Source organism: Kineococcus vitellinus (assembly GCF_009906315.1).
GTDB lineage: Bacteria > Actinomycetota > Actinomycetes > Actinomycetales > Kineococcaceae > Kineococcus > Kineococcus vitellinus.
In genome coordinates, this window is sequence record NZ_JAAALL010000104.1 from 1 (window position 1) to 9,789 (window position 9,789).

The window sequence follows — 9,789 nt, forward strand, 5'->3', positions numbered from 1 at the left end:
TCGTCGTCGTCGACGGCCGGTGGACCGGCGTGCGCGTGGCCTGGGCCGGTGAGGCCCCCACTACCGTGGGCGCGTGAGCACCGACGGCGGTGGGTCCCGCCCCTCCTTCACCCTGCGGCAGGCGACCGCCGACGACGGCGCCGCCGTGGCGGCGCTGGTCCGCGAGCTGGCGGAGTACGAGCAGGCGCCGGAGTCGGCCACCGCCACCGCCGACGACTTCGCGCGCGCCCTGCGGCCGGGGACCGGCATCGGGTGCGTGCTGGCCGAGGTGCGCACCCCCGCCGGCGTGCAGGTCGCCGGGATGGCGCTGTGGTACACCACGTTCTCGACGTGGTTGGGACGGCAGGGCATGTGGCTGGAGGACCTGTTCGTGCGCCCGGAGCACCGCCGCCTCGGCATCGGGCGGGCGTTCTTCGCCGAGCTGGGCCGCCTCTGCGCCGAGCGCGGGTTCGGCCGCCTGGAGTTCTGGGTGCTGGACTGGAACACCTCGGCGCACGCCTTCTACCGCGCGCTCGGGGCGAGGGCGGAGGACGAGTGGACCGTGTGGCGCCTGGACGGTCCGCGGCTCGCGGCCCTGGCGACACCCGGTACCGACCAGAAGTGACCCCACGTGTTCGCTGTCTTACGGTGAGCACCTACCAAGCCGCTGTCCGGGCACCGCGCCCGCAGCCCCGGAGAGGACCTCGTACGTGTCGACCCCCACGACCGGAGACCCGGTGAGCGAATCCGCGCGCGACACCGGCAGCGACATGGTCGAGCTGCGGGTCCCCGCCGATCCCGCGTACCTGACCGTCGTGCGGACCGCGAGCGCCGGCCTGGCGGCCCGCCTGGACCTGACCCTCGACGAGATCGAGGACCTGCGCATCGCCGTCGACGAGGCCTGCACGCTGCTGCTGGGCCCCTCGCCCGACAGCGGGGACCTGACCGCCACCTTCCGCCTCGGCGACGGCACGCTGGAGGTGGAGGTGCGCGGCCCGGCGCACGAGCTGCCCGAGCGCTCCAGCTTCGCGTGGGCCGTCCTGGAGGCCCTCGTCGGCGAGGTGTTCACCGGGACCTCCGCCGACGGGGCGTGGATCGTGCTGCGCCACAGCCGCAGCTCCGGGGGCGCCGGCGGCCCCACGACGGGGCTCGGGTGATCCGCTCGGCCCGAGCCCGCCCCGCGCCGGGCGGTCCGGTGGCGAGCCGGACGCGACCCGGCGACCCTGGGTGCATCGACGACAGCGAAGTGCCGCAGGACCGGCCGCTGCGCGGCGCAGACCCCGACGACGACGTCCCCGAGACCCCTGCCGCCCAGGCCGCCGCCCGCGACGAGGAGGGCGCGCGCCTGCTGGCCCGCATGGCCGCGCTGGCCCCGGACGACCCCGAGCGCTCGCGGCTGCGCGACGACCTGACGCGCCGCCACCTGCCGCTGGCCGAGCACCTCGCGGCGCGCTTCCTCGGGCGCGGGGAGCCGCACGACGACCTCGTCCAGGTCGCCACGATCGGCCTGCTGAAGGCCCTGGACCGCTTCGACCCCGAGCGCGGGGTGCCCTTCGGGGCCTACGCGGTGCCCACCATGCTCGGCGAGATCAAGCGCCACTTCCGCGACCGGGGCTGGGCCATGCGCGTCCCGCGCCGGGTGCAGGAGGCCGGTCGCGCGCTGGGCGATGCCCGCGAGAGCCTCACCCAGGAGCTGGGGCGGGCGCCGACGGTCGCCGAGCTCGCCGAGCGCACGGGGCAGGACCCCGACGACGTGGTGGAGGTGCTGGAGTCGGCGAACGCCTACTCCACGCTGCCGCTGGACACCGGCTCCCCCACCTCGCCGGTGGCCTCCCTGGGCGGGGAGGACGAGGCGCTGGAGAACGTGGAGAACCGCGAGGCGCTGCGCCCGCTGCTGGCCGGGCTGCCGCCGCGCGAGCGGCGCATCCTCGCCCTGCGCTTCGTGCGCGGCATGTCGCAGTCCCAGATCGCCGCGGAGGTGGGCATCTCCCAGATGCACGTGTCCCGGCTGCTCAACCGGACGCTGTCGCAGCTGCGCGAGGGCCTGGGGGACGTCGAGGTCGGCTAGGGCGCCGCGGGAGCGGGCGGGCCCGCACGAGCAGGACCGGTCCTCAGCGCGAGATCTGCGCGTCGACCGACGGCAGGAAGAGGCCGACGAGGACGACGGCCGCCGGCAGCGCGAGCACGAGGCCGAGCCAGGGCGCTCCGCCGCTGAAGGCCGGCAGCCCCGCCGCCAGCTGCAGCAGCTGCCAGACCACCACCGGTGAGCGCGCCCAGGTCGCCCGCCGCAGCAGGCCGCGCGCGCAGAAGGCGACACCGGCGGCGAACAGCAGCGCCGTCAGCACGAGGAATCCGGCGGCGACCGGCTCGGTGGCGTCCTCGACGAGGAGGCCGTGCAGCAGGTACGCGGCGCCGGCCACCAGCAGCGCGGCCTCGAGCAGGACGAGCACGCCCAGCAGCGTCAGCAGCGGTGAGCGCCGGTCACCGCCGCCCGGTCGGGACGGCTGGCTGGGCACGGGGCGAGCGGGCACGATGAGCACCGTACGGGGCCGCGCCCGTGCCCGCGGCCGGGACCGGGGAGCCGTCCCCCGCCGGGGGGACACGCCTCGGCGTGTCGAAGCGCTCGCCAGGGGCGATGGTGGATTACCGGGAGGGGTCTGCGGCGTTACGTGCGTGTGACGAAGCTGACACGCTTCCTCCACGATCGTCGCGGGTAGACCTCTTGTCGGAAGGCCCGCGAGATGTGACCCTGGATGCCGACGCGATCCCCGACACCCGTCGCAAGCCGGCCTCGATCAGGCCGGAACGGGTGTCCCGGCACCGCCGGCGTTGCCGGTGCTCAGGGATCCCGCGTGTCGACTCGTGACAACGAAGAGACACGCGTGCACTGAGACCGCACACGCGAGAAGGAGTGGAACACCCATGGACTGGCGCCACCGCGCTGCCTGCCTCGACGAAGACCCCGAGCTCTTCTTCCCGATCGGCAACACCGGCCCCGCGATCCTGCAGATCGAGGAGGCCAAGGCCGTCTGCCGCCGCTGCGAGGTCGTGGACTCCTGCCTGAAGTGGGCGCTGGAGACCGGCCAGGACGCCGGCGTCTGGGGCGGCATGAGCGAGGACGAGCGTCGCGCCCTCAAGCGCCGCGCCGCCCGCGCCCGCCGCGCCAGCTGAGCTGACGCCCCCCGCGCGGATCGACCCCGTCCGGCCCTGCCGGGCGGGGTCGGTCCGCGCGTTCAGTTGCGCACGCTGCCCAGCTGGGTGGCGTCGCGGCGCACCCGCAGGTCCAGGCGCACCTCGGTCCCGCCCGCGGGGCTGGCGCCGAAGGCCATCCGGCCGCGCAGCTCGCCCTGCACGAGCGAGCGCACGATCTGCGTGCCCAGCCCGGAGCTGCCCACCTGGAAGTCGGCCGGCAGCCCGATCCCGTCGTCGCTGACGACGACCTCGATGCGGTCGTCGGAGGTGTGCTCGACCTTCACCACGACGCTGCCGCCGCGGCCGGGCCCGAACCCGTGCTCGACGGCGTTGGTCACCAGCTCGGTGAGCACCAGCGCCAGCGCCGTCGCGTCCTCCTGGCGCAGCTCCCCGAAGCGGCCCTCGCGCAGGGTGCGGATCCGCTCGGCCCCCTCGGTGGCGACCTCGGCGGCCATCATCAGGCAGCGGTCCAGGACCTGGTCGAAGTCGACGTTCTCGTCGATGCCCTGCGAGAGCGTCTCGTGCACCGTCGCGATCGTCTCCACCCGCCGCATCGCCTCCTGCAGCGCCGAGCGCCCCTCCTCGGAGACGATCCGGCGCGACTGCAGCCGCAGCAGCGCCGCCACCGTCTGCAGGTTGTTCTTCACCCGGTGGTGCACCTCGCGGATCGTGGCGTCCTTGGTCATGAGCTCGCGCTCGCGACGGCGCAGCTCGGAGACGTCGCGCACCAGCAGCAGCGCCGCCACCCGCACCGGCGCGCCGTTCTCCCTGCGCGTCAGCGGGATGGCCCGCATCGACAGCGTGGCCGCCTCCGTCTCCAGGTCGGTGCGCCACGGCGCCCGGCCGGTGACCACCAGCGGCAGCGACTCGTCGACCGGCAGGTGGCTGGCCGCCAGCGAGCTGGAGATCTCCGCGAGGTTGGCGCCCACGAGCTCGCCGATGAGCCCGGCCCGGTGGAAGGCCGACAGCGCGTTGGGGCTGGCGTAGGTGACCACCCCCTCGGCGTCCAGGCGCAGCATGCCGTCCCCCACCCGCGGGGCGCCGCGGCGCGGGCCGGTGGGCGCGGCCGTCTGCGGGAAGTCGCCGGCGGCGATCATCCGGGTGAGGTCGTCGGCGCACTTGACGTAGTTCAGCTCCAGGCGGCTGGGGGTGCGCGAGGTCGCCAGGTTGGTGTGGCGGGCCAGCACGCCCAGGACCACCCCCTCGCGCACGACGGGGATCGTCTCCTCGCGCACCGGCACGTCGTCGTCCCACTCGGGGTCGCGCCCGCGCAGGCTGCGCGCCTCGTCGAAGGTGGTGTCCACCTGCGGGCGGCGGCCGCGCTCCAGCAGGGCGCCGACGACGTCGTCGTAGTGCACCGTGGGCCCGGTCGTCGGGCGGCAGTGCGCCACGGCGACGAAGTGCTGGCGGTCGGCCGAGGGCACCCACAGCACCAGGTCGGCGAAGGACAGGTCGGAGATCAGCTGCCAGTCGCCGACGAGCAGGCGCAGCCACTCCGCCTCGGCACCGTCGATCGCGGTCTGGGACTGCAGCAGGTCCGCCATGGTGGGCACTCCGAGAGCCTACGGTCCTCGTGCCGGCCGCGAGCCCTCAGCCCGCGCGCAGCACCGTGCGCAGCACCCGCAGCCCCACCGACAGCGCGGCGAGGTCGCCCCGGCCGAGGTCGCCGTCCAGGTCCGCCATCATCTGGCGCGCCCGGCGCACCGCCGGCCCGTGCGCGGCCTCCCACGCCTCCACCGCGGCACCGGCGTCCACGGGCACCCCGCCCGGGCGGTGGGCGATGACGGCGGTCGTGAAGTCGCGCAGCGTGGAGTACAGGTCGTCGCGCAGCGCGGCCCGGGCCAGGGCCTGCCAGCGGTCGGTGCGCGGCAGCGCGGCGATGCCCTCCAGCAGCGGCTCGATGCCGTAGCGGCGGGAGATCTCGAACCAGGTCCGGGCGACCTCCTCGACACCGCGGCCGGACTCCGCCGCGATCTCCACCGCGTCCAGCAGCGGGAAGGTGGCCAGCAGCGCGGCCGTGCGCAGCGCCTCCTGCCCGGGCACGCCCCGCTGCGTGAACCACTCGGCGTCCTCGCGCACCGCCTCGGCGTCGCCGCCGCCCACGAACTCCCCGATGCGCGCCGACAGCTCGGCCACCGGCCCGGCGAAGCGGGCGACCTCGGCCGGCACGTCGATGCCGTCCGGGCGCGCCTGCAGCAGCCAGCGCACCGAGCGGTCCAGCAACCGCTGGTGCTCCTGGCGCATCCGCGACTGCACGAACGCCGCGACGCGCCCGTCGAGGGCCTCGACGGCGGCCGCGCGCTCGGGCAGGGCGAACACCCGGCTGGCGACGACGAAGGCGCGCACCACGTCCGCGGGCTCGCTGCCGGTCTCCTCGGCGGCCCGGAACGCGAACGTCAGCCCGCCCGTGCCGACGACGTGGTTGACCAGCACGGTGGTGGCGATCTCCCGGCGCAGCGGGTGCTCGGCCAGGTGGTCGCCGAAGCGCTCGCCGAGCTCGGCCGGGAAGTAGCCGCGCAGCGTCGCCGACACCCACGCCTCGTCCGGCAGGGCGCTGGCCAGCACCTGCGCGCCCAGGGCGATCTTGGCGTGCGCGAGCAGCACCGACAGCTCCGGCGTCGTCAGGCCGACGCCCTCGCGGGCGCGGCGGTCCAGCTCCGCCGGCGACGGCAGCGCCTCCAGCTCGCGGTCGACGTGCCCGGCGCGCTGCAGGGCGTCCAGGAAGCGCCGGTGCGCGGGCAGCAGACCGGCGGCGAAGGTGCTCTCGATGCTGAGGACGACGTTCTGGTCGTAGTTGTCGCGCAGCACCAGGCGGCCGACCTCGTCGGTCATCCGCAGCAGCGTCTCGTCGCGGTCGGCGGGCGCCAGCTGCCCCTGCGCGACGAGGTGGTCCAGCAGGATCTTGATGTTGACCTCGTGGTCGCTGCAGTCCACGCCGGCGGAGTTGTCGATGGCGTCGGTGTTCAGCTTCACGCCCTCGCCGCCGCGCCCCGCCACGGCCGCCTCGATGCGCCCGCGCTGGGTCAGCCCCAGGTTCCCGCCCTCGCCGACCACCTTCACGCGCAGGTCGCGGCCGTCGATGCGGATCGCGTCGTTGGCCTTGTCGCCGACCTCGGCGTGCGACTCCCCGGAGGCCTTGACGTAGGTGCCGATGCCCCCGTTCCAGAACAGGTCCACCGGCGCGCGCAGCACCGCCCGCAGCAGCTCCACCGGCGACAGGGCGGTGACGGAGGGGTCCAGGCCCAGCCGCCGGGCCACCTGCGGGCTGATCGGCACCGACTTCGCCGTGCGGCTGTGCACGCCGCCGCCCTCGGAGATCAGGGAGGTGTCGTAGTCGGCCCACGAGGAGCGCGGCAGCGAGAACAGCCGCCGCCGCTCGGCGTGCGAGAGCGCGGGGTCGGGGTCGGGGTCGAGGAAGACGTGCCGGTGGTCGAAGGCGGCGACCAGGCGGATCCGCTCGGACAGCAGCATCCCGTTGCCGAACACGTCACCGCTCATGTCGCCGACGCCGACGACGGTGGACGGCTCGGTCTGCACGTCGTGGCCGAGCTCGCGGAAGTGCCGGCGCACGCTCTCCCAGGCACCGCGCGCGGTGATGCCCATCGCCTTGTGGTCGTAGCCCACCGAACCGCCGGAGGCGAAGGCGTCGCCCAGCCAGAAGCCCCGGGAGACCGCGATCTCGTTGGCGGTGTCCGAGAACGACGCGGTGCCCTTGTCCGCGGCCACCACCAGGTACGGGTCGTCGCCGTCGTAGCGGACCACGTCCGCCGGCGGCAGCACCACCCGCTGCCCGTCGACGACGCGCAGGTCGTCGGTGACGTCGAGCAGCCCCGCGATGAACGTGCGGTAGCAGGCGGTCCCCTCGGCCCACCAGGCGTCCCGGTCCACGGCGGGGTCGGGCAGCCGCCTGGCGACGAAGCCGCCCTTGGCGCCGGTCGGCACGATGACGGCGTTCTTGACGATCTGCGCCTTCACCAGGCCCAGCACCTCGGTGCGGAAGTCCTCGCGGCGGTCCGACCAGCGCAGCCCGCCGCGGGCGACCTCGCCGAAGCGCAGGTGCACCCCCTCCACGCGCGGGGAGTACACCCACACCTCGCGGTAGGGCGCCGGGTCGGGCATCCCCGCGACCAGGCGGGAGTCGATCTTGAAGGCCAGGTGGGGGTGCGCGCCGCCGTCGGCCGCGCGCTGGTAGGCGTTGGTGCGCAGCAGCGCCTGCACCACGCTGAGCAGCGCGCGCAGGATGCGGTCGGCGTCCAGGCCGTCCACGCCCTCCAGCGTCCCGCGGGTCTCCTCCGCCAGCGCGTCCACGAGCTCGGCGCGCTCGCCCTCGTGACCGGGACGGGTCGGGGCGAAGCGCGCCTCGAAGAGCCGCACGACGAGCCGGGTGAGGCCGACGTTGGCCAGCAGGCAGCCGGCGACGTAGTCCAGCGAGTACGCCAGCCCCACCTGCCGCAGGTAGCGCACGAGGGCGCGCAGCACGGCGACCTGCTGCCAGCTCAGCTGCCCGGCCAGCACCAGGCGGGCCAGCGCGTCGCTCTCCGCGCGCCCCGTCCAGGCGGCGGCGAAGGCGTCGCAGAAGCGGGCGCGCGCCGCGGCCGGGTCGGCGTCCAGCTGCCAGACGTCCACGGGCAGCAGCAGGCCGACGTCGTCGATCCACACCCTGCGCCCGTCGTCGCGGGTCAGCACGTGCGGGCGCTCGTCGATGACCTCCACGCCGAGGTCGCTGAGCACCGGCAGCACCGAGCTCAGCGTGACGGGCGCGGTGCGGTAGGAGGTGAAGCGCCAGGTGCGCGGCTGGGCCGGGTCCTCGCGCAGGTCCAGCACGGGCGCGACCGGGGCACCGGCGGCGGCGTCGACCGCCGCGAGCAGCTCCTCGGCGCGGCGCAGGTCGCTCGTGGCGCGCCCGGCGTCGACGACCGCGCGGTAGCTGTTGGGGACGCCGGCCACCCAGCGGCGCACCAGCGGCGCGGCGGCGGAAGCGCCCAGCTCGGCGCGGGCCGCGTCGAGCAGGTCGTCGTCCCAGGAGCGGGCCGCCCGGGCGACGGTCTCCTCCAGCGCGGAGACGTCGACGTCGGACAGCTCCTCCCCCGGCCTGGCCCGCACCACCACGTGCAACCGGGCCAGCACCGACTCCGAGACCTGCAGGGTGTGCTCGACGGAGCCGCCGTCGAAGGCCTCCTGCAGCAGCGCCTCGATGCGGGCGCCGACGCGCGTGCTGTAGCGGTCGCGCGGCATGTAGACCAGGCAGGACATGAAGCGGCGGTAGGCGTCGCGGCGCAGGAACAACCGGGTGCGCCGGCGCTCCTGCAGCCGCAGCACCGCCAGCGCGGTCTGCAGGACGCTGTCGACGTCGGCCTGGAACAGCTCGTCGCGCGGGAAGGTCTCCAGGATGCTCAGCAGGTCCTTGGCCGAGTGCCCGCTGGAGCCGAACCCCGCCCGGGCGAGCACCTCGCCCACCTTCTCCGCCACCACGGGCACGCGCTTGACGGAGTCGGTGTAGGCGGTGGAGGTGAACAGGCCGAGGAAGCGGCGCTCGCCGGTGACGCGCCCGGAGGCGTCGAAGACCTTGACGCCCACGTAGTCCAGGAAGGCGGGGCGGTGGACGGTGGCGCGGGCGTTGGCCTTGGTGACCAGCAGCACCTGCGGCTCGGCCGCCTTCTCGCGCACCGGGCCCGACAGCGCGCGGACGCGGCCGGCGGGGCGGCCCGGCCGCTCGGCCAGGACGCCCAGCCCCGTCTCGGGCCGCGCCGCGAGCACCACGTCCTCGCCGTCGGTGCGCAGGTCGTACTCGCGGTAGCCCAGGAAGGTGAAGCGGTCGTCGGCCATCCAGCGCAGAAAGCGCTCGGCGACGCGCAGCTCGGCGTCCGCGACGCCCACCGGCGGGTCGATCTGCAGGCTGTCGGCGATCTGCAGGGCCTTGGCGCGCATGGGCTGCCAGCCCAGCACCGCGGCGCGCACGTCGTCCAGGACGCGGCGCAGGTCCTCCACCAGCGGCAGGGCGTCGTCCCGCTCGTCGCCGCGCCCCTGCGCGGCGGCGTGCCCGTCGACCTCGATGCGGATCCACGACTCCGCCGGCTCCGAGGGCGGCGCCGTGCCCACGTCGTGCAGGTCCAGCAGCAGGCCGTCGTCGTCGCGGCGGGCGGCCAGCCGCGGGTGCACGAGCAGGTGGATGCCCAGGCCGCGGCGGGTGAGGGCCGCGGTGAGGCTGTCGACGAGGAAGGGCGCGTCGTCGGTGACGACCTCCACGACGCTGCGGCCCTCGCGCGCGCCGGCCTCCTCGCCCGGCACGGCCCGCACCAGCGTGGTGCCGGCGCGGCGCCGCAGGCCGCAGCGCACGTGCGAGGCCACCGCCGCGGGCAGGTCGCCGGGCGCGCGGTCGGCGAGGTCCTCCACGGCGGTGTGCGCGAAGTAGTCGAGCAGCAGCCGCTCGGAGGCCGTCGGGGAGCGCAGGGCGTCGGGCAGGTCCTCCGCCCACGCCGGCGCGCAGGCCGCGGTGGCGGCGCGGACGAGCTCGCGCACGCTCGCGGGCGGGCCCGCGGACGCGACGGAGGTGGCGGCGGAGGTGTCGGACGTGGCGGGCATCGTTGCTCCGGGTCGCGGGTGGGTGCGCCCCGCCAC

At 75.6% G+C, this 9,789-nt stretch carries 7 protein-coding genes; 4 read left to right on the plus strand and 3 right to left on the minus strand.

The features are described 5' to 3' along the window. Positions 1-73 precede the first annotated feature (73 nt). The 3 genes from GTQ99_RS10995 to GTQ99_RS11005 all read left to right on the plus strand — a co-directional run bounded on the left by GTQ99_RS10995 (position 74) and on the right by GTQ99_RS11005 (position 2,047). Positions 74-604 (plus strand): GNAT family N-acetyltransferase, encoded by a 531-nt coding sequence (locus tag GTQ99_RS10995; RefSeq protein ID WP_338074918.1) that lies wholly within the window; start codon positions 74-76, stop codon positions 602-604. A gap of 112 nt (positions 605-716) precedes the next feature. Continuing rightward, positions 717-1,136: an ATP-binding protein gene (locus tag GTQ99_RS11000; protein WP_205707240.1), complete on the plus strand. Its 420-nt coding sequence runs from the start codon at positions 717-719 to the stop codon at positions 1,134-1,136. An 89-nt stretch (positions 1,137-1,225) separates the two neighbouring features. After that, on the plus strand, positions 1,226-2,047 hold the full coding sequence (locus GTQ99_RS11005; RefSeq protein ID WP_338074919.1) for an RNA polymerase sigma factor SigF: 822 nt from the start codon (positions 1,226-1,228) through the stop codon (positions 2,045-2,047). A 43-nt stretch (positions 2,048-2,090) separates the two neighbouring features. On the opposite strand, the gene GTQ99_RS11010 is transcribed toward GTQ99_RS11005, so the two are convergent. Continuing rightward, positions 2,091-2,510 carry a hypothetical protein gene (locus tag GTQ99_RS11010; protein ID WP_166615776.1) on the minus strand — a complete coding sequence of 140 codons (420 nt, stop codon included), beginning with the start codon at positions 2,508-2,510 and terminating at the stop codon, positions 2,091-2,093. A 391-nt stretch (positions 2,511-2,901) separates the two neighbouring features. Between GTQ99_RS11010 and GTQ99_RS11015 the strand changes: the two genes are divergently transcribed. Further along, positions 2,902-3,150: a WhiB family transcriptional regulator gene (locus GTQ99_RS11015; protein WP_166615777.1), complete on the plus strand. Its 249-nt coding sequence runs from the start codon at positions 2,902-2,904 to the stop codon at positions 3,148-3,150. 62 nt (positions 3,151-3,212) lie between these two features. Here GTQ99_RS11015 and GTQ99_RS11020 read toward each other — a convergent pair whose 3' ends face one another. Further along, positions 3,213-4,715, minus strand: a complete 1,503-nt coding sequence (locus GTQ99_RS11020) for a sensor histidine kinase (protein WP_166615786.1) — start codon at positions 4,713-4,715, stop codon at positions 3,213-3,215. Between the two features lie 46 nt (positions 4,716-4,761). Further along, the gene (locus GTQ99_RS11025; protein ID WP_166615778.1) at positions 4,762-9,753 is read right to left on the minus strand and encodes an NAD-glutamate dehydrogenase; all 4,992 of its coding nucleotides are present in this window, start codon (positions 9,751-9,753) and stop codon (positions 4,762-4,764) included. Between the last annotated feature and the right edge of the window lie 36 nt (positions 9,754-9,789).

Bases quoted from the DNA above. Each gene is read 5' to 3' on its own strand.
- GTQ99_RS11025 (WP_166615778.1), bottom strand. From the start codon at position 9,753: ATGCCCGCCACGTCCGACACCTCCGCCGCCACCTCCGTCGCGTCCGCG.
- GTQ99_RS11020 (WP_166615786.1), bottom strand. From the start codon at position 4,715: ATGGCGGACCTGCTGCAGTCCCAGACCGCGATCGACGGTGCCGAGGCG.
- GTQ99_RS11015 (WP_166615777.1), top strand. From the start codon at position 2,902: ATGGACTGGCGCCACCGCGCTGCCTGCCTCGACGAAGACCCCGAGCTC.